This is a genomic window from Domibacillus sp. 8LH (assembly GCF_038806185.1).
Lineage (GTDB): Bacteria > Bacillota > Bacilli > Bacillales > Domibacillaceae > Domibacillus > Domibacillus indicus_A.
Genome location: NZ_JAVJNG010000197.1, coordinates 1 through 261, shown reverse-complemented (window position 1 = coordinate 261; position 261 = coordinate 1). Strand labels below are relative to the sequence as shown.

1 protein-coding gene is annotated in these 261 nt (G+C 44.8%); it reads left to right on the top strand.

Going from position 1 to position 261, the window contains the following annotated elements:
* Positions 1-222, top strand: a 222-nt coding sequence (locus RG959_RS24405; protein ID WP_342799328.1) for a hypothetical protein, incomplete at its 5' end; no start/stop codon positions are given.
* Between the last annotated feature and the right edge of the window lie 39 nt (positions 223-261).

Below are 261 nucleotides of genomic sequence, written 5' to 3'. Positions count from 1 at the left end.
TGCCCATGTGCATTGGGGCTAGCTACACCGACCTCGATTATGGTAGGAACAGGAAGAGCGGCGGAAAGCGGTATTTTGTTTAAAGGTGGAGAACACTTAGTAGGTACACATCAGCTAAATGCTATTGTTCTAGATAAAACAGGAACTGTCAACAAAGGAAAACCAGAAGTTACAGACTATACTGGTGACCAAGAAGCTCTACAGCTGATAGCTAGTACATAGAAAGGTTCGGAGCATCCACTTGCAGGGGTGATCATAGCA